Origin of the sequence: uncultured Abiotrophia sp. (assembly GCF_938010525.1) — a bacterium.
In the GTDB taxonomy this organism is placed as follows: domain Bacteria; phylum Bacillota; class Bacilli; order Lactobacillales; family Aerococcaceae; genus Abiotrophia.
The window spans coordinates 45,426-68,619 of sequence record NZ_CALLVK010000015.1 but is presented as its reverse complement, the minus strand read 5'-3'; the positions used below and the strand labels follow the sequence as shown (position 1 = coordinate 68,619).

The following is a 23,194-nucleotide window of genomic DNA, read 5'->3' as shown; positions in this document are numbered from 1 at the left end:
ATGCTGGCTGCCCCAGCTTGTAAAAAAAGACTTATGCCGCCACCCAACGAGTGAATCAGCATAAGTCTCACTATTTCAGTCAGTACCAGCAGCAGATGCTACATATTTGTTGATACCAACGAGCTAGGCTCTAGTTACTCCCTTATGAAGTCAATGGTTATATTACTCTTACTATTATAGAGATAAGCTGCCAAAAAAGCAAGAAAAAAACACTTGCTTTTTGACTCTGACAAGTGCAGCGATCTTGACGATAGGGGCCGGACGCGCTAGGATAGGAGTGAAGAATCGAGGAGGGATTGACATGACAAAGACAGGCAAAATCATTCGTGTAGTAGGCGCCGCCATTATCCAAGATGGCCAGGTCCTCTGCCTACAGCGCGGCCAAGAAATGAGCCTAGCCGGACTCTGGGAATTTCCCGGTGGCAAGCTAGAAGCTGGCGAGACAGAAGCCCAAGCTCTGGCGCGGGAAATTAAGGAAGAACTGACCCTCGAAATTGAAGTCGGCGACTGGGTAACGACAGCAGAGTACGCCTATGAATTCGCCACTATCCAGCTAGCAGTCTACAAGGCTAAGATTCGATCTGGCAATCTGACCCTGCTCGAGCACCAGGCTAGCCGTTGGGTCCAGCCCCAAGACCTTATGAGCTTAGAATGGGCGCCCGTTGATATTCCGGCGGCTCAGCTACTGGCCCAAGAAGGCTCCTCCTTATAGAGATAGACAAAACAAAGGCGACCAGGACCCAGTCCTAGTCGCCTCTATTTTAATGTCTGCGGAAATCAACAAAGTCATCATGCTGATGCATGTTGCTGTCGATGAAATAAATCAAGGTTTGCAGTTCGTTGGTTAAGTCCACGTGTTGCATACGCACATGACTTGGCACATCGAAACGCAATGGCGTGAAGTTGAGAATCCCTTTGATGCCTGCTGCCACCAAACGCTCTACCGCTTTTGGCGCTTCTTCTTGTGGCACAGTTAAGAGGGCAATTTCAATGCCTTGGGCTTCTAATTGCTCTTCCAACTCATCAATGGAATAAACTGGCACACCCGATTGAATGGTCCCAATCAGTTTAGGGTCTACTTCGAAGGCCGCCCCAATCCGCACATTATTATTCTTGCGGAAATTATAATGAAGGAGCGCATTCCCTAGATTCCCTACCCCGATAAGGGCCACAGAAGTCAGACGGTCTTGGTTCAGGGTCTTGGTGAAGAAGTCTAATAAGTAATCAACATCATAGCCATAGCCCCGTTTACCCAAGGCGCCAAAGTATGAGAAGTCACGACGAATGGTCGCACTATCTACTTTCACCGCATCACTGAGTTCAGTAGATGAGATCCGCTTTTTCCCGGCATTTTGTAAGAATCGTAAGTAACGATGGTAAATTGGAAGCCGGTTCACAGTTGCTTTTGGTATTTCTCTACGCATTTGATCACTTCTTTCACATAAAAATATTTCGCTTATTCTCCGGTCGATATCTTTAGTATATCACCTTACTAGGTCAGACTCCATTATTTAGGGGTGAACTTAATACAATTATTATAGTTCAGTAATAATTGTCGTACTCCTGCCTTACCACGCTTTCATTTACGTGATAGCACGAACTTCTCTAGGTGGTTTTTATGTGACGAAGGGAACGATGAGAGTCTTTCTCATAGAGCAAACCTTTTCACCTTTGTATTTTTCGCCAAATATTCAACCCCCATTATGGCCTTATGCTAGCCATAATGGGGGTTGTTTTATTCGCTCAGTGACAAACGAAAACGAGACCAGTCGCCCCGAATATAGTCCAGGAGGCCTAGATCTGAGCTATCCACTTGGCCGACAATGGCTTGACGGTCATCCGCTGGCAAGTCGGTCAGGCAAATTTCCAGTTCATTGGCATAGCTGCCATAGTTGGCCCGGCCTAGGACCAGGTCCCCTCGCTGACGAGGCCCAGACTGGCCTACCACTTCTTGCCCACGCAAGGCTTGGCGGGTTTCTGAGGCCCGAATGACCCAATCGCTGGGATCCGGCCGGTTAGACCAGACCTGATCTAGCAAGACTTGTGGAGCCTGAGCCTGTAACTCTACTAGACCATCATTGAGACTAGCCAGGCGTCTCAGTTGATCTTGGCTCACATCACAATCCCCTATGTAGACCCGGTCCACTTGGCATTGTGACAGGAGATAGAGGGCTGCTTGCTGACTTGGCCAATGGCGGGTCTGCTCGACTGTACAGAGGCCATCAAAGTAAGGGCCCCTAGCTACCTGGCCACTGACAAAGGCCAGGCAGGGAATACCTAAGGCATGCAGTCTTTGATTTTGAGCCAGGACATAGGCCTGGCTGAGGCCACTATAGACCTTGGGATAATAGTTATGGGCGGCCCAGACCCGGCCCAGGGCCACCCCTGCTTGAGCTAAGGCTTCTAGCAAGCTTCCCGTAAGGGTCGAAGCATTAAGCACCAGGTGACTGGCCTGGCTTAGGACGGCCATCTGCTGAGGCGTCAGTCCAGTATCCACCCGCAAGGAGCCAAAGCCCCAGGCTTGTAGGCGGTCCAGGCCATAGCGATCCAGGCTGGCCTCATTAATATCCGCCATGACCTGGACCCCTTTTTCATGGCAGGCCGCCATGAGCAAATCAAGCTCAACCGGCTTATAATGAGGAGTTAGGTTAAGACTGGTAAAGGCGTAGCCAAAGCCCTGCTGACTAAAACGGTCAATCCGAGTCAGATTGTCGTCTAGCGACTGATTACTATAGAAGGAAAATCCGACTACCTGTCCTTTCATTGTGAATCGCCACCATAGACTTGAGCAATCCGAGCTTCATCCACCCCGAAGAACCAGGTCAAGACAAAGCCACCTAGATAAGCTCCTAGCATGGCGATGACATAGGAGATTTGTGTGCCCGGCACCATAATCAGCAAGCCGAAGAGACCGGATACCCCTTGGGAGACAGCCCCTAGATGGAAGAGGACCGCTAGGACACCCCCCAGACCTGAACCCAAGCAAGCCGTAATAAATGGTTTACCTAGTGGCAGGGTCACGGCATACATCATGGGTTCACCAATCCCGAGAATGCCGACTGGCAAGGAGTCACGAGTCAATTGTCTCAGACGTTTGTTGCGTGATTTGAGGTAGAGGGCCAGACCCGCGCCGACTTGACCGCCCCCTGCCATCATAAGAATTGGCAAGAGATAGTTGACCCCGGCCGTTGGCCCTTCCGGATTATTGAGCATGGTATGAATTGGCGTTAAGGCTTGGTGGAGCCCCACAGAAACCAGTGGCAAGAAGCCAACGGAGAGAATGAAGCCACCTAGGGCACCCAGTTGTGTATAGAAGTAATCTAAACTAGCATAAATCCCATCCGTCACCAGGGCTGCCAGCGGTTGAATGACAATGACCGATACTAGCACCCCGACTACTACGGTTAGGAGTGGCGTGAAGAAGGTGTCCAAAAGATCGGGCATGATACGACGAATGGCCCGCTCTAGGTAGGCGAAGAAAATCCCCATAAAGAGGGCGGCTAGGAGCCCACCAGCACCTGGCGAGAAGGCCTTATTAGTTATTGGAAGAAGAATTGGCGCATCTGCCACCTTAGCCAAGAGGGGCATGCTTGGAACCACTACGGACAAGGCCCCGGCCATGCCACCAAGAACGGCACTGCCCTTGAATTCTTTGGACGCGTTCATGCCCACATAGATTGGCAAGAAGGCGAAGAGAGCCCACCCCATGGTCCGAATAGCTTGGAACCACCATTCGCCGGCCCAGGCATTCTGGTTGGAGACATTGATGACATTGGCAATCCCATTGATCATACCGGCTGCAATAATCCCCGGCAACAAAGGAATGAAGATATTGGCAATCCGTTGCAAGAAACGTTGCAGGGGCTTGTCATACTTAGCCTTTTGCTGGTCTTTGTTGGCCTTAGCCACTTGATCGGCTGCTAGCTCTTCATAGCCCAAACTGAGGCCTGTTAATTGAGCAAAGGCTGACCCAACTTGATTGACCTTGCCCGGTCCTAGGATGACTTGCACTTGGTCTTGGACGACTAGTCCCATGACCCCTTCCACTTGCCTGAGGGCTTCTTGATCCACTAAGGACAGATCGCGCAGGGTCAGACGTAGACGTGTCATACAGGTTGCATTGGCAAGGACATTATCCTTGCCTCCCACTAGGGATAGAATTCGACTTGCTAAATCATTCATGGTAATACCTCCTTAATTTGATCTTGCTTATTTACTGAATGCTGACTGGCTTGGATGGCCTGGGCAATGTGGTCTTGATTATCAGCCAAGAGGGCTTGGGCACCCGCCAAATCACAAGCCGTTAAGGCCATCAGAATGGCGCATTTGACTTGGCCCTGGGCTGCTTGAAAATAAGTCGCTGCCTGCTCCAAGGACAAACCAGTTGTGGCGGCAATAATACGATGGGCGCGGTCAATCAATTTCTGGTTGGTGGCTTGGACATCAACCATGTAACCTTGGTAGACCTTACCTAATTGAATCATGGCAGTGGTCGAAATCATATTGAGCACCAACTTTTGCGCTGTCCCCGCCTTGAGTCGGCTAGAACCGGCAATAATTTCTGGCCCCACAGGAATTTCGATTGGATAATCTGCCCACTGGCTAATCTCGGCCTCCTTAACACAGGCAAGGCCCGCCGTCAAAGCGCCCTGCTCTTTAGCATAACGTAAAGCAGCCACCACATAGGGGGTGCGGCCTGAGGCTGCGATACCGACTAAGGCATCTTTGGCTGATAGTTCGAGGGCGGCTAAGTCTTGGACAGCTGCCGCTTGGTCGTCTTCAGCCCCTTCGATGGCCTGGGTCATGGCCTCTAAGCCGCCAGCCATAAGGGCTTGGACTCGATCAGGGGCGACGCCAAAGGTTGGGGGACATTCCGAGGCATCCAAGAGACCTAGTCGGCCTGAAGTTCCAGCCCCTATATAAAAGAGGCGACCGCCTTGGGCCATAACTGGTACCAGGGCTTCTATAAAGGCATTAATCTCTGGCAAGGATTGCCTGACGGCTAAGGGCACTCCTTGATCTTCTTGATTCATGCGCTGGGTGATTTCGGCCACTGACAGGGTCTCAATGGCCTGCGACAGGGGGTTGGCTTGTTCTGTTGCTAACTTGCCTAGTTCCATAGTAGTTCCTCCTTCCTACAAGCTTATTATACCCCTTATGTAAGCGCATTACAAGGCGCTGTCTGGCTTTTTGTCACGACATTTCTTGTACTATAATATTTCTTGCTCTGTCTTATCTTAGAAGACAAAAAATGCCACAAGACCCCTCAAACTTAGAGGTCTTGTGACAGCTTATTTGATACAACGGAAACCAATATGGCTGGCCGTCACCAAGGCATCCGCCCCATTGCGGGCTCCTAGGCGATAGCGTTGGCAGTAGGAGGCATGACAGAGGAAGGACCCGCCGCGAATGGCGTACTCCCCTTTCAAGTCAGCTAGGCTTGGACGAGGCTGGGCCTGCTTAAAGTCCTGCAAAAGTTGATAGCGGGGATTGGCGCACCATTCCCAGACATTGCCAATAACCTGGTAGAGCCCCCAGTCATTAGGGGCGTAGGTCTTGACCGGCGCCGTCCCTAAGTAGCCGTCCGCCTGGCTATTAAAACCAGGAAAGTCCCCCTGCCAGGTATTGGCATGATAGAGGCCATCGTCTTCTAGCTCCTGGCCCCAAGGAAAGGTCGTAGTCCGCCCGGCTCGAGCCGCATACTCCCACTGGGCTTCCGTCGGCAAAGTCACCCCCGCCCACTGACAGTAGGCCAGAGCATCGGCCAAGGAAACATGGACCACCGGGTGGTCGGCCAAGACGTCTGTGGCCAAAGCCCCATCAGGACCAAAAGGATGGAGCCAGTCGGCGCCCGCCACTACCCGCCACCAAGGGGTGCCCGGCACCCGCGGGGCCTTGGCTTCTAGCTCTTCTGACAGGAGGGCTTCAAAAACCAAGGAGCCTCCCGTCCGACTGGCAATAGTCTGGTAGCCAGTGGCCGCCACAAATTCAGCAAATTCTTGGTTAGTAACAGGGGTCGTGGCGATGCTAAAGGCCGCCACTTGCATGGGGATAGCAGGTGCTTCATAGTCCTCTACAAAACCCTGACCTAGGGGCGCCCCCATTTGGAAGTGCCCTGCTTGTAACTGGACCCACTCCATGACTAACCCTCCTCACGGGGGTAGCCCATGACGTCCCCACGTCGTGCTGCTGCCAAGGTGGTCACTAGGGCTGACAAGGGTCGCGCCACTAGGCGTCCATCCTCAACAAAGCCCTCTTCACGATTGGCTAAATAGGCAACCAGCTTCTGAGTCAACTCCAAGACTACGGGCGTATAGGCTTCTTGCCCATAGAGATTGACCTGCTCATGCGGATCGGCCACATAGTCGAAAAGCTGATAGCGGTCCTGAACCGGATACCAGATTAACTTATAACGTTCATTGAGGACAAATTGACTGGAATCTTGGCCTAGAACATGTTCCCCATGGATATCGGTCCGCCAGCCGTCGATTTGGCCTAGCAAGAGCTGGCGCACGCTGCGGCCGTCCGTGGCCACTTGCTTGCCCAAGACCAGATCTACCAAGGATGGGAAGATGTCTTGAATCTTAACCAGCTGCGGAATAGTATGATGGTGGGCCGCAATCAGATGGCCAGGGTCATAGATAAAGGAAGGAATTTGGATGCTACCCTGATAAGGATAGCCTTTGCGGAAGAGGTCATGCTCCCCTAGTTGGTCGCCATGGTCGGAGACAAACCAGAAGAGGGTATCCTGAGCATGGCCGAACTCTTCCAAGGCCGTCAGGAAGCGACTAATTTGATGGTCCAGATGGGTCACCAAGCCATAGTAGCCTGCCAGCAAGCGCCGTTGATCGTCGGGCTTGAGGCGCCCTTTTTTACTATCAATGCTAGGAACAGCATCCACCAGCTGCTCCCAATCGCCTAAATGACGATCCCATTCCTGACCCAAGAGTTGATAATACATATCAAAATAATACTGAGGCGGATTAAAAGGCGAATGTGGCTTCTCAAAGGATAACTTGAGGAAGAATGGCACGGTTGGGTCCTTGGTCTTGAGGAATTCAATGGCTTCCGTCACCAGCCAGTTGGTTGGATGGAGGGCCTCCGCATAAGGCCAAGGCCGGGCCATCCAGGAATTACAATTGAGGCCGTCGTCCATGAGATCGGCTTGAGGCCCTAAATGCGCCTTGAGGAACTTAAGATAGTCACTGGACTGTTCAAAGGAAGCCCCATAAGCCCCATCATAGTGGCGATCGACATGGAGATAGCCGTCGTGCAGGGTCACATGGTCAAAGCCCAGACGCTTGCGGGCTGGATAGACGTGCATCTTACCGATACATTGGGTTTGGTAGCCGGCATCCCGGAAGGTTTGGGGCAGGGTCTGGGTGAAGTTCCAAGGCATTTGGTCTTCGTAACCCACCCGCCCCGAATTGGCCTGGTCCAAGCCCGTGAGAAGCGCCGCTCGCGCGGGCACGCAGGATGGCACCGGCGAATAGGCATTGACGAAATTATAGCCCTGGCTAGCCATCATATCTAGGGTTGGAGTTGAGAGAAAATCAGGCCCCTGGTTAATGCCTAAGGCGTCGGCCCGCATTTGGTCGACGACAATAAGCACCACGTTGGGGCGTTGCTTGCTGTTGGTCATGGTAGTGGAGTCCCTCCTCATTCGATCGCATGATTAGCGACCTGTCTTCGCTTTCATTATACACCCTCTGGCATCAAATTGCCTATCCCCTACTAAAAAAGATGAGAATATTAACAAGAATTATAAAAGTAGGCCCAAACTTGAACCTGCCTTGACCCTAAGAATTAAACCATGCAAAAAGCCTGACTGAGAGTCAGGCTTTTATTTTAAGATTTTGCTTTTTTTAACTTGGCTTGCATATAAGCTTCCAAATCACTGAGAGGGGCTACGGGTTGGTCCTTGGTCAGACGAAAAGAGCGGCTTTCAAAGACTAAGATTAAGTCCACGCTGACCAACTTACCCCGATTGGTGGTTCGATCCAAACGCACCTTGCGCAAGCTAGACCAAGGCAAGAGATAGTGACGACTACCTAGCTCAATCCGGACCTTGTCCCCCAAATCTTCTATGGTAACGGTTCGCGTCCAGAGAAAATTATAGAAGGCATTGGCCAGGAAAAATAGTAGGAGCAGTAACACAACGAACAATAAGGGTCCATATTGATTATCGCGCGGGTAGAGGTCCAAGTCCAACAAGAAATTGACAAGGTCCTTGATGCCTAGTTGTGCTAGACCTAGCAGCACCAGAATAGAGAGCAAGCGTTGGCCGACAAAGCGACTGACCCTTAGCTTGACTTTATTCAGTAGATACTTGTTTTTACTTGTCATTTGGGCCTAGGCCTCCTTTTTGAGCTTGCTTCATGCCCTTTTCTAAATATTGAATCAGCCACTCTAGCTTAGCTACCTGGTCATCTGAGGTCAGGTAGAAGCTACGGCCATGAAATTTGAGGACTGCCGTCTTGCTGAAGATTCCACCATGACGTTTGGGCGCGATGAAAGTCTTGACACGACGCAGGCTAGTCCAATCATAACGATAGAGCTTGTCGTTAATCAGGATTTCCAGACTTTGGCCCCGATCGTAGATGGTGACTGAGCGTTTCCATAGGGCATTGTAGATTAACCAAAAAACTAGGCCCAGACCTAATACGACCAGTAAGACGGGCCAACTCTTAGAGGACAAGTGGAGGCTCTTATCCATCCAATTGACAAGGGGCATTATCATCGTCGCCCAGATACCACAAATCACGAAAAAGGATAGGGCCTTAGCGCCCCAAAAATAAGACACCCGACAATCCAAGGTCATGACCAGGTCTTCTTGGCCTGGAGCCAGGGGCTTGGCTTTAGCAATAATCAAATTGGTCTCCCCTTTGGTCTAAATAGGCTTTTAACTTTCTAGCGACTTGCTCTAGATCTTTGCTAGCAGGTCCCCAGGCTTCAATGCGATAGGTATTGGCTTCGAAGAAGATATCTAGCTTGTACTTACTCATGTCACTGGATCTAACACTCATGCGGCGGAGTGTTGACCAGGCATAGCGGCTCTCCTCTTCTCCTACCTGAAAAGAGAGTTGATCTCCCAAATCAATGATTCGTAATTTCTTTAACCAGGTTTTGCGATGGTATCGCCAGCCTACTATAGCAAGAAGGACGATTGAAAGAACTAGGACAACCACCATTACTTTCATTAGGGTCAGGCCATCCACGCCCAAATATAAGCCAAACATTAAGACCGTCGCATTTATGGCCGCCCATAGAGTATACAAGCAGAAGGCAATTAAACAGGCACTGACAAGGCGCATACCGAATCGGTGGCTAAGCCGGACCGTATGATCAAAAAGTAGTTCGCCCTGATTTTCTTGCTGGTTAAAATCCATCTTATCGTCCTCCTTATTTCTTTCATTATAACTTAGCTCTGGGCACTTGAGAAGTCTAAGCTTTCTTAGAAAAAGGCAAACGAAAATGGCCAGGAATACTTCCTGACCTTCGGGTTCTTTTAATCGGCTCGGCTTAGCTCTGTACAAGATAGGTCTCTAGGGTTTGGGCTAGTTCCATCAGGGCGCCCATGGTCTTATCCGATGAAGAAAAACGGTAGGTGCGTTCCTCAAAGACCAAGACTAGGCTAACCACGACTAGGCGACGTGATTTATTGCGAAGCTGGGATGGCTTGACACGGCGGAGCTCCCGCCAGTCATAGCAATCCACTCGGTTACCTACTTGCACCAAGACTTGGGTCCCCATGTCCACAATCCGTACCTTGCGCTGCCATATCCGATCATAGAGCCAGAAACTTAGGCCCAAGCACAGAAGTGCTGTCACCACTACATAGGCAAGGCTCCATTGCTGCAAGTCCCGATTCAATAGTCCCCAAGTGACTAGCCAATGTATGCCATAGGCAAATAAGAAGGCCATAAGGATGGCGATGACAACACCGCTATAGAAACGTAGGCCAAATAGATAGCTGACCCGGAGCTTTCCCTCAAAGAGTAGCTTTTCCTCTCTATTCGAATTTCGATATTGCATCTTATCTCACCCTTCCCTGTCTTCTCATTATAACTTAGCTGGCAGGACTTGAGAAGCCTCATCCTACTTGGAAAGAATCACATGAAAAAGGCCAGGCACAAGGCCTGACCTGCTACTTCTAATTACTTATCTCTACTTTAGATAAGACTGGAGAGCTTGGCCTAGCTCGCCCAGGGCCACCATACTCTTATCCGATGAAGAGAAACGATAGGTGCGACCCTCAAAAACCAAGACCAGGTTATAGGTGCTGACCTGTCCACGTCTAGCGTAGAAGCGATAGGCTCTGACCTTGCGGAGGGTCTGCCACTTATAATATTCCTGTTTTGAGCCAACTTGCAGGTAGACTTGGTCTCCCCTACCCACGATACGAACCTGTCGCTCCCAAAGCTTATTATGGAGCCAGTCACCCAGCATCCAAACCAGGCTGCCCGAAATCACGAAGGAAGCCACGCTCCAGCCTTTCAGGTCCTCCTGCCACAAGCCTACTGCTTCCAATAAATGTAGGCAGAGGATAAAGCAAGCGAACATGACCAGGGCCATGAGACAACCCGCTAAGAAGCGGACGCCAAAGACACGGCTGACCCGAACCTTGCCTTCAAATAGTAAGTGATTGGTTTGATCATTCTGTTTAACTTGCATGCTTTCACCCTTTCTAGTCTTTTCATTATAACTTAGCTAGACTGCCTTGAAAAGTCTCAATCCAGCCACTTACCTATCAGCCGGTCCAGATTTAATAAAGATTTAGAGCAGACTTAAGAAAGACTTAATACTTGCTTCAAGAAGGCTTCAGTTTCACCCCCTATAGTAAGATCATCAAATAAAACCAAGGAGTGATTTCCATGTCAACCAAACACACACTTACCAAACTCAGCCTAGTCGCCCTACTTAGCCTAGGTCTTGGGGCCGGCACTTTATCCCAAGTCGTCTTAGCGGAAGAAAGCAGCGCATCATCCAGCCAAATGCCAGATGATAAGAAAAAAGATGAAATGAGTCAAGATCTTGTCGGCCAATTGATGGGTCAAGAAAAACACAAGGTCATGGGGATGGCTAAGGTCACCAGCAAAGAAGTAGTCCTGACTGGCTTCTCCAGCGATGAAGCACCTGACCTCCACGCTTACCTAACCAAGGATGGCGATGTAGAACATGGCCTCAAATTAGGTAAGGTCGATGCTAAGGGTGCCATCCAAGGTTACAAACTGGACAAAGTCGACCTCAGTCAATACAACACCCTCACCATCCACTGCGACCAAGTCAATGAAACCTTCGGTTCTGCTATGTTGACCAAGTTTTCTGACGGAGCGATGGACCAAGCCATGAAACGTATGGGCGAACTCATGGGCGCCAATGGCAAGATGGTCATGGGTTCTGTTAGCATCGAGAAGAACCAACTCAAGCTCAGCAACTTCAAATCCGACAAAGCCCCTGACCTCCATGTTCTCCTCAGCAAAGACGGTAAGTTGGAAACAGCAGTTGAAGTCGGCGCTGTAGATGCTGACATGATGGAACAAAGCTATGACCTCAATGGTTTGAAGGCCGACGGCTACAACAAAGTCTTAATCTACTGTGTTGAAGCGCATGAAGTCTTCGGTCATGCTGACCTTAAATAAGCTTACTAGCAGCCTACCACCTGAACCAGTGTCAGGTGGTTAAACTGCTTTTAGCTTAAGCGCGACTTACTACTTCCCGTCTCAAACTGTGCTATAATGGCCTTGTCCCTGCTATTTGCGGCAGGATTTGAATTCAGTCATACACCGAAAGGAGGGTCCCCTATGACCCACATCCTCCTAGTTGACGATGAGCCAGCCATCCTGGATATCGTCACCCGCTACTTAAATAAGGAAGGCTATCAAGTCACGACCGCCACCAACGGTCAAGAAGCCCTGGCCCGCTATCAGGCCCAGGCCATGGATTTAATTATTACGGATATTATGATGCCTCAAATGGATGGCTATGACTTCATTGATGCCGTCTTACAGTTACGAGAAGATCAGCCTTTTATCTTCATCACCGCCAAGGATCAAGCGGTCGACCGGATTTATTCTCTAACCCTGGGGGCCGACGACTATGTGACTAAGCCCTTCAGCCCACGGGAGCTGACCTTGCGCGTCAAAAATCTCATGCGTCGCATTCAACCAAGCCAAGCTGTACAAGCCGTCTTAACTTGTGCTCCCTTTGCCATCGACGAGGGTCAACACCGCATCACACTCTACGACCAGGCCTTACAGCTATCACTCAAAGAATTCCAGCTTTTGGCCCTCTTCCTCAAAAATCCCGGTCGGGTCTTCGCCAAATCAGAGCTCTTCCTCAAGATTTGGGAGACAGACTACATGGAAGATGCCAACACCCTCAATGTCCATATCCATTCCTTGCGCGATAAATTAGCCAAGTTAGCAGGACAGCGTCCCTACCCTAAGATTGAAACCGTCTGGGGGCTGGGCTACCGCTTAGGAGGTGGTGACTCATGAAACTCCGTTCGCTAGTCTTCCTCGCCTTTCTTAGTTCCACCCTCTGTGCCCTCCTACTTGTCTGGTGGGGACTGCAACAAATGTTAGTCTCCCCCAACGTGGCCTACATCATTATCTGGATGACCTTAGGGGCTAATTTGCTAGGTGCCCTAGTGGGCTTCTGCCTACTGCAGCCCAGCGTCAAATCCCTGCAGCAACTGAGCCGTGACGTCCGTCGCGTGGCTAACCAGGACTTCCAGCCGGTCCAGGCCATCAAATCACCGGCAGAATTGGCCTCACTCGCTGCCAATATTAACCTCATGATTCATGATCTCAACCAAAGTTTTCAGGCCCTAAGCCAAAGCGAGCAAGACAAGACCCGTCTCATGGCTAGCCTAAGCCACGATATCAAGACGCCTCTAACTGCTCTCCAGCATCAAGTGGAGGCGCTGCAAGATCAGATGGTTCCAGCAGATGAAATGGAAGCCCTCTGGCAGGCCATGTCCTGCCAAGTCGATAGACTCAAGACGCTCACCCAGCAACTTATGGAAGTCGGTCTCATGGAGAACCAGTCCAATCGGCATGTGACGGAAGGTCAACTAGAGACCCTACAACTCGATGATTTCCTAATTCAGTTGCTAACCAGTATCCAGCCCCATTGTAAGCAGAGGGAACAGGAACTGGACGTCCAGCTAGCGCCTGACCTAGAGACCATTAAGACAGATGGCGATAAACTGTCCCGAATCTTACTCAATCTCTTAGAGAACGCCAGCAAGTACTCGCCGCTGCATAGTCGCATCCAACTCCAGATCAAAAAAGAAGCCCAGGGGACGGCCTTCCATGTCATTGATCAAGGCATGGGCATTCCCGCCCAAGACCTACCCCACATCTTCGACCGCCTCTACCGCGTCGAGCAGTCCCGTAACCGGGAAACAGGTGGCGCAGGCTTGGGACTCTATATCAGCCAAACCCTGGCGCAACAATTAGGGGGCCATATTACGGTCACTAGTCAAGTAAACCAGGGTAGCCACTTCATCTTATGGCTACCAATATAGGCATATCAAAAAGGCCAGAAAGATTCTGGCCTTTTTCTTATGGTCTAAATAGTTGAGAAGCCCGCCAGGTCAAGTGGCTAGACAGGCGACTAACCGGCTCCCAAGTGAGCCATTTAAGTGAGACTAGCTCATAGAGGCCCTCTTGCGCATAAGCAAGCGCCTCTTTAGCAACTGAGCCCCAGCTCCCCTGGTCTAAATCATTGTAGACAGCACCAGGTGGCAGTGGTCGGTTTTCTCCTTGGTCAGAAGACTCGGACTCCCGCTGCTGACGGGATTCGGTCTCATCGGAGGAAGACCCATCTTGCTGGCTAGAACCAGATAGCTCACTGTCCACTTCAGCCCCCTCAGGCAATCGGAAATCTGAGGCCTTTAATTGATTGTAGCCAAAGAATTCAAATTGTCCCTGCACCTCACCGGACGGATCCAGGCAACGGTAGTTGAGACTGGTCATTTGGAAGTCCTCCTTGCTGAAGCGGACTTCCATATAGTTATAGATATCTTCTACCGGAGTGTCTTCAGGCTCTAAGGTGATTCCCAAGGTCTTAGACGTAAAGTCTGACAAGTCAAAGTTACGTTCTAGGACTGTGAGCCGATAATCATCCTGACCTTCTTCAAACTGGAAGTCGGCTTCATGGTCCAGGATCCAGTCTAGCATGAGGCGGTAGTTAGGTCGCAGGCGAAAAGCCGCGGGCATCTGGATAGCAGACCATTTGTTAGCCCGCTCTGTATAGAGGTAATAGTTCTGATTGCTGTCCCCCAGATAGTAGACCTCCATATGGTCAATACCCCGACTATAATCCAAATAACCCTGAAGGTCCTTGCCAGTCTTGGCATCATAACGGTAGGCTGCTTGATAATTAGAGGCGGCATTTTTATCCCCCGAAGAGCCTTTCAGAGCCACCGAGGTCAAATGCTCTCGACTTTGGCGCACGGCTTTTAGAAAGTCCGCCCGAGAGAATTGGTCACAATCATGGTCCGACCATTCTTCCGAGTTCTCCTCAAGGTTGGAATGCTGACTAGTAGACGATTGGCTGCGGGTCCTGGCCTGACTCTGGAAGCCGGGCAGACTGAGGGCCAAGCTATTGGCTAGCAAGGTAGAAACAAGTAAGTATTTGAGACTTTTCTTCACGTCACTTCCTCCTCTATCTAATCCATTGGACTGCTATCTTGTCTCCCTTATTATAACAAAGTAGCCAAAAACAAACAAATCCCTCGGGCCAGTCTAGACTAGGCCGAGGGCTTGCTTAATACTTAGTTGGCGTCTTGGGCTACAATTTCTTGCACCCATTGGATGAAGTTAGCCGACGCATGGCCGGTCCGTTCAGCTGTGGTATTACCTTGCCCCCAAACCGTGGCAAAGTCCACTGATTTGACAGCCCCATTGGCTTGATTCTCCAGGGCTAGAGCCAGGTTGGTTTCCACCGTCAAGGCCGTGTCTCCTTGGCTAAGGCCGGAACGAATCCGCCAGTGAGGGGCTGGTTTAGAGGTTTGGTAGCCAGAATAAGCGGACGTCAGATAGAACATTGGATTGTAGAGGTCCTGACGTTCTGCAATGGTCTTACCCAGACTATCGGTCTTAGCCAAGTCAGACTCAAAATCCGTCACATACTGGCTGTTCCAGTCGGTCAAGCTCTCATACTTGGCCTGATTGTTCTTGAGCAGGCGGGCCACTAGCTGGTCAAAGTGAAGCTCATTGGCTTCCGCTACCCCGAAGACCGCATTCTCCGCTAGGCTACGGTCCAAGGCATCGAAGGCAGGCACAGACTTGCTGGCCGTCTTAACATACTTGGCGAAATCCGCCAGGCTGGAAATCTTGGCGGTATTAGTGGCCGCATCATAGGTCACCCATTGGGTCTCAGCATTCAAGCTATCAATATAGGCTTGAGCCGTCTCATAGGTGACAGATTCTGTCGATCCACCCGGACCAGCACCATCGCTGGTATAAGGGAAGCTGGTATCGGCTAGGAAGTTATTGAGGGATTGATTGACGACCCCTTCTAGATAAGTGGCATAGGAGCCTTGGGTATAACTCCCCTCACTAGATTCTGTCAGGGTCAAGGCTTGGCCTTCATGTTTGAGGCCAAGCTGATTGATATAGTTGGCATATTCCTTAGCCAAGTCTTGGGATAAGGCCTGAGTAAAGGTACCCTCTGCCCGCGTATTGCTGTCAGCGAACTGACCCAGGTTCCATTCATAGGCAGCATCCGCATAATCCAAGCTGGTAATGGGACTCCAAGTCATAGTCCCATAAGGTGCATCCGAAATTGGGTTGCCTTCCTTGTCCTTCATGGCTGCCCCTAAGGCTTCCAAGTAAGGATTGTAGAGGGTCGAATCCCCACTAGCCCCTAGGATAGCAGACTGAGCCCCACCGCCACTATGGCCAAAACTCACAATCTTGTCGGTGTCACCTGGCAGAACATCCTTGTTATAACGAACATAACGGATAGCGGCCTTAAGGTCGGTGACGCCCCATGGTGCACCGCCCACTACTTCTTGGCCCTGGCTATCGGTGGTGTTGTCGCGGCCACGAATACCAGGTTGCAGATAAATCATCCCGGCCTGGGTATAGTTGGCAATGCCGTCAGCAAGCCAGGTTGGTGCCTGAGAGGCATTAAAACCCGGCGTGTTAACCGGTAGGACATAAGGAGCAGTCGAAGCGGTAAATTGGCCCACTTGGGCGTCAGACTTGACGCTGGCAGTATAGGTCCCATCGCCATTGGCAGTTGCCTCTAAATAGGCACCCGGCACATAAATACCCAGGGTCTCATAGTCCAAGGAAGCAGGGTTGGCGACATAGACCACGCCGACTTGCCAGTAGATATCATTAGCCTCATCGTATTGCCAAGCCGCATTGTCAAAAGTCAAGCTGTATTGGCCAACGGTGGTCCTTTCTTGGCTCGACGCTTCTTGGTTATTGGCCTCTTGGGCTAGCACAGGCACTTGGCTAGCCAGCAGATTGGCACAAAGCAAGGTCAGGGCGCTTAGTTTCAGTTTTCTCGATAGGGTCATATCATTCAGTCCTTTCACTTATTAAGGGCTGGAGAAAATTCATGGGGGGATTTACTTGTCGTCTAGCCAGCAAATGACTTCCTGGCGCGGCTTACGGCTACGGGGATGTTTAGGGTCCTTGAGTCGGTAGCCCAGGGACAACATGCTAGCCACCCCTTCGTGCTCCGGATCCAACCAACCTTTGGCAGCCAGTAAGGCATTGACCGCCTCATAATCGAAGCCTTCGATTGGGCAGGAATCAATGCCCAGCAAGCTAGCAGTCAACATCATATTAGCTAGGGCGATATAGGTCTGCTTACCCGTCCAATCAAAGAGGGCCCGCGGACTATCCAGACGCATGTGTTGGGTTTGGAAGGTTTCATAGAGGGTCAAACGACTATTAAGGTCATGGTCAGAAGTCAGGCCTCGACGAATCAGGCTGGCCCGCATAGAAGGACCGTCATAGCGGGCATTCTTCTCCGCCAGGAGGATAACAAAGTGGCTGGCGGTATCCAATTGCGGTTGGGCACCCCAGGCTAGGGGTTGGAGGTCAGGTCGGATGGCCTGAATTTGGTCCCGGTCTAAGACCAAAAAGCGCCAACCTTCCAGGCCAACTGAAGAAGGGCTAAGCCAGGCAGCGTCTAGGATGACATCCATATCCTGGCGGGATATATGACGACTGGCATCATAGACCCGGACAGCTACCCGGTGGTCTAGGGCTTGACGAATTTGTTCTTGAATGGCTTCTTGTGTCATGGCATACATCCTCTCTAGGCTTTTGTTTTAGTATAGTCTACTGGTCTCCTTAAGTCTAGATAAACGCTTTCTTCTAGCCCTAGCCCAACTAGCGCTCGGGGCAGGACTTTGTTATACTAGAGGATGACAAAGGAGCGATATCAACCATGACATTTTCTAAGATTTCTGACAGCAAGTGGGCCAGTTGGGCCAAGATTCTGATTATTACTGCCCTGGCCTATGCCATTGAAAGCCTGGTGCCAGCCCTGGGGGCTTCCATGCTGGCCATTCTGCTGGGCATGGCCCTGTCCGCCTGGCGTCCCCCTGCCTCGACCAAGCCAGCCAAGCAAATCAGCGGCCAACTACTCAAAATCGGCATTGTCTTTTTAGGCTTTGGCTTGTCCTTTGCCAAGTTACAAGCAGTGGGCCTCAAGGTCTACCTGGTCTTGATTCCCGTCATAGCGGTGGCCCTCTTGAGCGCCCGTTACCTAGGTCGTTGGATGGGCATTGAGTCGCGTTCAGCCCTCTTAGTGGGTATGGGGACGGCCATTTGTGGGGGCTCGGCCATTGCCGCTGCTGCACCCATTGTGGAAGCTGAGGACTCAGAGATTGCCTTCGCCATCACCACCATCTTCCTCTATAATACCCTGGCCCTCTTTCTCTTCCCTCTCTTAGGGGCTTGGTTGGGCTATGGCGACCAAAGCTTCGGCATCTTCGCTGGGGCCGCCATTAACGATACCTCTTCGGTCGTGGCAGCTGGCTTCGACTTTAGTGAGGCCGCTGGTACCACCGCCACCATCGTCAAGATGGCCCGGACCCTACTGATTGTGCCGGTTTGCCTAGGCCTGGTTGGCGCCCGCTATAAGCAGGCAAGCGCTCAATTAGTTGACGGCCAAAGGGCACAAGTCAGCTTGTGGGCACAAGCCCGCCGCCTCTTTCCTAGCTTCATCGCCTACTTCCTCTTGGCGGTCCTGGCTAGCTCCCTCCTGCCTCTACCTGCTTGGCTGCTAGACGGCTTCAAGTTGCTAGCCCGCCTGACCATGATTGCAGCCCTAGCTGGGGTGGGCTTGGCCGTTGATCTCAGACAGTTGCGCCGGGCCGGTAGCCAGTCCATTATCTTGGGTGGCCTCTGCTGGGCCCTGGTCATTGTCACGGCTAGCCTAGCCATTCATTTCTTCTACTATTAAGATTAGCGGCGAAAGGATGAGGACCTTGAAGCATCGCGATAAAGTCGATCTCTTCTTGACCCTACTGGCCGGCCTGCCCCTCCTGGCCAGCGGCCTATTCGGACTTTGCTATGTCACTAGCCTCATGCTAAGTGACTATCAGCATGCCCTCTGGATTGCTCAGACCATGTCAGCCCTACTCATTTGGATTGGGGGCTATTTCTGCTATTATGCTTGGCGCAAAAGACGACGCATCTTGAGCGACTATGATTTCCTCTACCACCACTATCCTGAACTGGCTGACGACTGGAGTCGACTCAGTCGCCAGGCTCAGGTGGGGGATGAAGATCTAGGCCTCTATTGTTACAAGGACCACCTGGTCATCACCGCCCAAGGCCTCTATATTTGCCCTCTCAAGCAAATCGCCGCCGTGGGCTACCAGGTGCAAAAGGTCCCCGTCAGTCGCCACCTCAAGGAAGCCCATCTCCTAGTCTACTGCCGCGACCTGGCTGGTCAGAAGGAAATGCGGGACCTAGGCCGACAGACAGGCGAGCGCGAACGTGCCTTATCTCATTTCTTATCCGACCTTAAGACGCTTGCGCCCCAGGTCCAAGATGTCAGTCACAAAAAATAAGTTCACACAAGAAAGAGCCCAGCTGAGCTGGACTCTTTTTTCATCTTATTTGTCTGCCAAGGCTGGCAGAACCGACACCACTTGGTGCTGACAGTCTACAGCAGCTTCAAGCGATGCGAGAATGTCGGCCACTCGCTCCTGAGGGCTCAGGGTCAAAATGCTAGGCCCCGCCCCCGAAATGACGGTGGCATAGGCGCCCTTTTCAAGAGCCGTGGCCTTAACCGCCGGGAACTCTGCAATTAGAGACTGACGGTAAGGTTCATGGAACTTGTCTTGCATCATGAGCTGACCCATGGTCGGGTAATCGCCCTGCATCATGGCCATTAACATGACACTGGTCAGGGCATTCTGGCCAATGGAATCCGGCTTGGAGTAGACCTCAGGCAAGACACTGCGGGCTGCCGCCGTCGACAACTCATAGGCTGGAGTGGAAATAATGACCCCGACCCCTTCCAAGTTGCCTACTTGATAGAAGAGTTGATCCGTCTCCGGCTCATAGTAGCCCACGAAGAGGCCACCGGTGATGCAGGCCCCCACATTGTCGGGGTGGCCTTCCTTGGCACTGGCCAAGCGCACCTTTTCGAAGGTCGACAGACCCAGGTCAGCAAAATCATTGGCTAGCTCAATACCGGCCACAATGGCTGAAGCTGAGCTACCCATGCCATGAGTCAGGGGAATCTGACTCTTCATGGTCAAATGCAGGGGCGCTAAGGTCTTGCCATAGCGGGCTGCCGTTTCCAGAGCGACTGCCACCACTAGGTTGGTCTCATCCTGGGGCAGACCAGCCATAAAGTCAGTCTCAAAATCCACCTGCCAACGCTCAGCCGGACGAGCTATCACCGTCAGATAGCGGTCAACCGCAATCCCGATGGAGTCAAATCCCGGACCCAAGTTGGCACTAGAGGCAGGAAAATCCTTTTGCCATACCATGAATTCCGCCTCCTAGACCATGAGGTAGCGGGCTACCACGGTGGCATTGGCTTCTAACTTGGCCAAGACTGCTGGGCTGATGGCTTCGGTCTTAATGGTCAAGCCTGGCGCTTCAGCCAAGGTCAAGTAGCCGATTTCTAAGGTTTGGAGGACAGCGCGAACATGGCTAGCTGGCGCATCAAAACGTAGGTAGTAGCAAGCCGGAGCTTCCTGGCTGACAATGGCTAATTCTTGACTTGGCAAGACAGCCGGAATGAAGCCACGGTCGGCAATTTGCAAGATGTCAGACACTACGGCAGAAGCGGTCTCCATACTACCGGCACCTGGCCCCCAGAACATGGTTTGGCCTACCGCATTGCCTTCTACGTAGACGGCATTGAAGGCTTCAGAGACACCGGATAAAGGATGGGCATTTGGCAAGAGGACAGGCTCAACCCCGACTTGAATGCCGGCAGCTGTCTTGGTGCTCTTACCCAAGAGTTTCATGGTATAGCCCGCTTGCGCCGCAATAGCGATGTCGCTGGCATCCACTGTGTCAATCCCCTTGACGCTGACTTGATGGAAGTCCACGCGGGTGTCATAAGCTAGACGAGACAAGAGGGTAATCTTACGGGCTGCGTCAAAACCACCCACATCATTGGTTGGGTCGGCTTCGGCATAGCCCTTTTCTTGAGCAACAGACAGGGCATGGTCATAGGTCCAGCCATCTTGGGTCATGTGGCTAAGCATGTAGTTAGTGGTCCCATTCAGAATCCCCATGACACCCGAAATTTGGTTGGCCGCCAAGCCCACTTGGACCCCGTTAATAATGGGAATCCCACCGGCTACACTGGCTTCATAGAGCAGGCTGACGCCCTTTTCATTGGCTAGGGCTTGTAGCTCATCAATGTGGAGGGCTAGCAGATCCTTGTTGGCAGTGACCACGTGACGGCCTTGGCTCAGGGACTGACGGATGACTTGATAGGCGAAGTCCACGCCCCCCATGACTTCCACCACTAGGTCGATGTCCGCTTCATAAATATCTTCTACCCGGTCGGTGAAGACTGCTGATTCTAAGCCTAGACGGTCCACCTTATCGGGATCCCGGGTCAGAACATGGCTGATGACTAGGTCTTCTTTATATTTTGCTTGGAATTGGGCTTGGTTCTCAGCTAAGACCTTCACGACCCCGCCACCTACCGTACCGATACCACATAATGCGATTTTCATTCCTGCTCGCCTCCATTTCAATTCTACTCCTCTAAGTTTAGTGGGAATGGCCTGTTTTTTCAAGTAAATTTCATAAGAAAGTATATCGTTTGGGCAAAATATAGTGTATCATAGTAACTGTTAGGCTCTAGCGCCAATCTGATAGAAGGATGGATTAGATATGATGATTGTAGCAAAATTCGGAGGCTCCTCCCTGGCCAACGCCGGCCAGATTAAGAAGGTAGCCGCCATCATCCAAGGCAAACCAGAAATTAAAGCCGTCGTAGTCAGCGCCCCAGGCAAGCGTTTCGCTGAGGACATTAAGGTCACCGACCTGCTCATCGCCCTCTTCGATGCGGTGCAGGCAGTAGTTGGACAAGTAGGTCACCAGACGGATGCCCTATTGCAGGCTGAGCCAGTGGCGGAAGCCCGTCAAAAGGTGCTGGACCGCTATGCCAGCATCCTAATCGAGTTGGGCCTGTCGACAGAGCTTTTGGCTTATTTTGAAGATACCCTAAATGGCTACATGGCCGATATCCAGGAGCCTGAGCGCCTGCTCGATGCTCTCAAGGCTTGCGGCGAGGACTTCAACGCCCAAGTCATTAGCCACTACCTAGTCAGCCTGGGCCTTGACGCCCACTATGTGTCACCTAAGGAAGCCGGCATTTTAGTGACGGATGAGCCCTCTAATGCCCGCCTCTTTGATGAGTCCTACGCCCAAATCGCCAAGCTGCGTGACCGGGCTGGCGTCCTCATTATTCCAGGCTTCTTCGGCTACTCCAAGGGTGGCGACATCGTGACCTTCTCCCGTGGGGGTTCTGATATTTCCGGGGCTATCATCGCCAACGGCCTAGGCGCCGACCTCTACGAGAACTACACAGACGAGTCCTTTATCTACTCCATGCATCCGGGCAAAATTGCGCGACCGCATCCCATTAAGGAGATTACCTATAGCGAAATGCGGGAGCTATCCTATGCCGGCTTCGGGATTTTCCATGAAGAAGCCCTGGAACCTGTCTACCGCAATGACATTCCCGTCATGATTCGCAACACCAACCAGCCGGAAATCGCCGGCACCAAGATTGTCTCCAAGAAGGAGCTAGATCCTCGCTATCCAGTCACCGGGGTCAGCTCGGCGACTGGCTTCACCGCCATCTCCATCAGCAAGTACCTACTCAACCGGGAAATGGGCTTCATGCGCCGCGCTATCCGCTTCTTCGAGGAAGCCGGCGTTCCAGTCGAACACGTGCCTTCAGGCATCGACAGCATTTCCCTGGTAATTCGCTCCGCTAATATCCAATCGCCAGAGCATTTGGACGGCATCCTAGAGACCATTCAGGACAAACTCAATCCTGACTCCATCCAAGTGGAAGACGACCTCTGCATCTTCGCCATCGTCGGGGAAGCCATGAGGGAAAATGTCGGGGTTGCGGCCGCAGCCAGCCGGACTTTCGCTGAAAACCACATTAACATCCGCATGATCAGCCAAGGGGCATCCGAAATCAGCATGCTCTTCATGATCAAGGCCGAGGACGAAGACATCGCCCTCCAAGGCCTCTACCAAGCCTACTTCCCACGCGAAGCCCTAGCTACCTTAGCCGCTGCCGCGCAAGGAGAATAAAGAAAAGTGCAGTTCAGGACCTGAACTGCACTTTTTGTCTGCTGGTTTGTGTTGAGGTTGGTGGCTCGCATACCATTTCGGCCTAAGAGCCTTTTTCCTGGCCTATAAGCTCGAGCCAGTTTCGGCGCAAAACCGCCTTTTTTCTGGCCTAAAGCCGCGAGCCAGTGGTCCACTCGAAAAAGTGGTCCACTGGCTCATTCAGTTTCGGCGCAAACCGCCATTTTCTGGCCTATAAGCCGCGAGCTAGTGGTCCACTCGAAAGAGTAGACCACTGGCTCATCTAGTTTCGACGCAAACCGCCATTTTCCAGCCTATAAGCCCGAGCTAGTGGTCCACTCGACGGAGTGGACCACTGGCTCGGCCACAATCGGGGCAGAAACCCTTTTTCGCGCCAAAGG

The 23,194-nt window shown here is 51.7% G+C and carries 23 protein-coding genes; 7 read left to right on the top strand and 16 right to left on the bottom strand.

Annotation, left to right across the window (positions count from 1 at the left end; genetic code table 11):
- Positions 1-301: 301 nt before the first annotated feature.
- Positions 302-712 (top strand): (deoxy)nucleoside triphosphate pyrophosphohydrolase, encoded by a 411-nt coding sequence (locus tag Q0339_RS03035; protein ID WP_298077318.1) that lies wholly within the window; start codon positions 302-304, stop codon positions 710-712.
- A gap of 49 nt (positions 713-761) precedes the next feature.
- On the opposite strand, the gene Q0339_RS03030 is transcribed toward Q0339_RS03035, so the two are convergent.
- The 11 genes from Q0339_RS03030 to Q0339_RS02980 all read right to left on the bottom strand — a co-directional run bounded on the left by Q0339_RS03030 (position 762) and on the right by Q0339_RS02980 (position 10,674).
- Positions 762-1,424 (bottom strand): redox-sensing transcriptional repressor Rex, encoded by a 663-nt coding sequence (locus Q0339_RS03030; protein WP_298077316.1) that lies wholly within the window; start codon positions 1,422-1,424, stop codon positions 762-764.
- A 311-nt stretch (positions 1,425-1,735) separates the two neighbouring features.
- Positions 1,736-2,764: a MupG family TIM beta-alpha barrel fold protein gene (locus Q0339_RS03025; protein WP_298077315.1), complete on the bottom strand. Its 1,029-nt coding sequence runs from the start codon at positions 2,762-2,764 to the stop codon at positions 1,736-1,738.
- Positions 2,761-4,182: a PTS transporter subunit EIIC gene (locus tag Q0339_RS03020; RefSeq protein ID WP_298077314.1), complete on the bottom strand. Its 1,422-nt coding sequence runs from the start codon at positions 4,180-4,182 to the stop codon at positions 2,761-2,763. Before Q0339_RS03020 ends, Q0339_RS03025 begins: the two co-directional genes overlap by 4 nt.
- Positions 4,179-5,120, bottom strand: a complete 942-nt coding sequence (gene murQ, locus Q0339_RS03015; protein WP_298077313.1) for an N-acetylmuramic acid 6-phosphate etherase — start codon at positions 5,118-5,120, stop codon at positions 4,179-4,181. The genes Q0339_RS03020 and murQ overlap by 4 nt, the downstream gene beginning before the upstream one ends.
- A 171-nt stretch (positions 5,121-5,291) precedes the next feature.
- Positions 5,292-6,140, bottom strand: coding sequence for a formylglycine-generating enzyme family protein (locus Q0339_RS03010; RefSeq protein WP_298077312.1), 849 nt, complete (start codon positions 6,138-6,140; stop codon positions 5,292-5,294).
- 2 nt (positions 6,141-6,142) lie between these two features.
- Positions 6,143-7,642 (bottom strand): arylsulfatase, encoded by a 1,500-nt coding sequence (locus Q0339_RS03005; protein ID WP_298077311.1) that lies wholly within the window; start codon positions 7,640-7,642, stop codon positions 6,143-6,145.
- A 206-nt stretch (positions 7,643-7,848) separates the two neighbouring features.
- Positions 7,849-8,346: a hypothetical protein gene (locus Q0339_RS03000; RefSeq protein ID WP_291429053.1), complete on the bottom strand. Its 498-nt coding sequence runs from the start codon at positions 8,344-8,346 to the stop codon at positions 7,849-7,851.
- Positions 8,336-8,872, bottom strand: coding sequence for a hypothetical protein (locus Q0339_RS02995; RefSeq protein ID WP_298077309.1), 537 nt, complete (start codon positions 8,870-8,872; stop codon positions 8,336-8,338). Before Q0339_RS02995 ends, Q0339_RS03000 begins: the two co-directional genes overlap by 11 nt.
- The gene (locus tag Q0339_RS02990; protein WP_298077308.1) at positions 8,859-9,389 is read right to left on the bottom strand and encodes a hypothetical protein; all 531 of its coding nucleotides are present in this window, start codon (positions 9,387-9,389) and stop codon (positions 8,859-8,861) included. Before Q0339_RS02990 ends, Q0339_RS02995 begins: the two co-directional genes overlap by 14 nt.
- Positions 9,390-9,522: 133 nt before the next feature.
- Positions 9,523-10,035, bottom strand: a complete 513-nt coding sequence (locus Q0339_RS02985; protein WP_298077307.1) for a hypothetical protein — start codon at positions 10,033-10,035, stop codon at positions 9,523-9,525.
- Positions 10,036-10,167: 132 nt separating this feature from the next.
- A complete protein-coding gene (locus tag Q0339_RS02980) occupies positions 10,168-10,674 on the bottom strand; it encodes a hypothetical protein (protein WP_298077306.1) in 507 nt (168 codons plus the stop codon).
- A 200-nt stretch (positions 10,675-10,874) separates the two neighbouring features.
- On the opposite strand from Q0339_RS02980, the gene Q0339_RS02975 reads away from it, so the two are divergent.
- The 3 genes from Q0339_RS02975 to Q0339_RS02965 all read left to right on the top strand — a co-directional run bounded on the left by Q0339_RS02975 (position 10,875) and on the right by Q0339_RS02965 (position 13,534).
- Positions 10,875-11,642, top strand: coding sequence for a DM13 domain-containing protein (locus tag Q0339_RS02975; protein ID WP_298077305.1), 768 nt, complete (start codon positions 10,875-10,877; stop codon positions 11,640-11,642).
- 162 nt (positions 11,643-11,804) lie between these two features.
- Positions 11,805-12,500: a response regulator transcription factor gene (locus Q0339_RS02970; RefSeq protein WP_298077304.1), complete on the top strand. Its 696-nt coding sequence runs from the start codon at positions 11,805-11,807 to the stop codon at positions 12,498-12,500.
- Positions 12,497-13,534, top strand: a complete 1,038-nt coding sequence (locus tag Q0339_RS02965; protein WP_298077303.1) for a HAMP domain-containing sensor histidine kinase — start codon at positions 12,497-12,499, stop codon at positions 13,532-13,534. The genes Q0339_RS02970 and Q0339_RS02965 overlap by 4 nt, the downstream gene beginning before the upstream one ends.
- 37 nt (positions 13,535-13,571) lie before the next feature.
- On the opposite strand, the gene Q0339_RS02960 is transcribed toward Q0339_RS02965, so the two are convergent.
- The 3 genes from Q0339_RS02960 to Q0339_RS02950 form a co-directional block, all read right to left on the bottom strand.
- Positions 13,572-14,663: a hypothetical protein gene (locus tag Q0339_RS02960; RefSeq protein ID WP_298077302.1), complete on the bottom strand. Its 1,092-nt coding sequence runs from the start codon at positions 14,661-14,663 to the stop codon at positions 13,572-13,574.
- Between the two features lie 122 nt (positions 14,664-14,785).
- The gene (locus tag Q0339_RS02955; RefSeq protein WP_298077301.1) at positions 14,786-16,543 is read right to left on the bottom strand and encodes a tannase; all 1,758 of its coding nucleotides are present in this window, start codon (positions 16,541-16,543) and stop codon (positions 14,786-14,788) included.
- Positions 16,544-16,594: 51 nt separating this feature from the next.
- Positions 16,595-17,278: an NAD(P)H-dependent oxidoreductase gene (locus Q0339_RS02950; protein WP_298077300.1), complete on the bottom strand. Its 684-nt coding sequence runs from the start codon at positions 17,276-17,278 to the stop codon at positions 16,595-16,597.
- Between the two features lie 146 nt (positions 17,279-17,424).
- Here Q0339_RS02950 and Q0339_RS02945 point away from each other — a divergent pair, with 146 nt between their 5' ends.
- Together Q0339_RS02945 and Q0339_RS02940 are read left to right on the top strand one after the other, a co-directional pair.
- Positions 17,425-18,444 (top strand): putative sulfate exporter family transporter, encoded by a 1,020-nt coding sequence (locus tag Q0339_RS02945; protein WP_298077299.1) that lies wholly within the window; start codon positions 17,425-17,427, stop codon positions 18,442-18,444.
- Positions 18,445-18,469: 25 nt separating this feature from the next.
- Complete coding sequence (locus tag Q0339_RS02940) at positions 18,470-19,057, top strand: hypothetical protein (RefSeq protein WP_298077298.1); 588 nt, start codon at positions 18,470-18,472, stop codon at positions 19,055-19,057.
- Positions 19,058-19,102: 45 nt separating this feature from the next.
- On the opposite strand, the gene thrB is transcribed toward Q0339_RS02940, so the two are convergent.
- On the bottom strand, positions 19,103-19,987 hold the full coding sequence (gene thrB / locus Q0339_RS02935; protein WP_298077297.1) for a homoserine kinase: 885 nt from the start codon (positions 19,985-19,987) through the stop codon (positions 19,103-19,105).
- A 12-nt stretch (positions 19,988-19,999) separates the two neighbouring features.
- The gene (locus tag Q0339_RS02930; protein ID WP_298077296.1) at positions 20,000-21,196 is read right to left on the bottom strand and encodes a homoserine dehydrogenase; all 1,197 of its coding nucleotides are present in this window, start codon (positions 21,194-21,196) and stop codon (positions 20,000-20,002) included.
- 160 nt (positions 21,197-21,356) lie between these two features.
- Here Q0339_RS02930 and Q0339_RS02925 point away from each other — a divergent pair, with 160 nt between their 5' ends.
- On the top strand, positions 21,357-22,796 hold the full coding sequence (locus tag Q0339_RS02925) for an aspartate kinase (protein ID WP_298077295.1): 1,440 nt from the start codon (positions 21,357-21,359) through the stop codon (positions 22,794-22,796).
- The last annotated feature ends 398 nt before the right edge of the window (positions 22,797-23,194 follow it).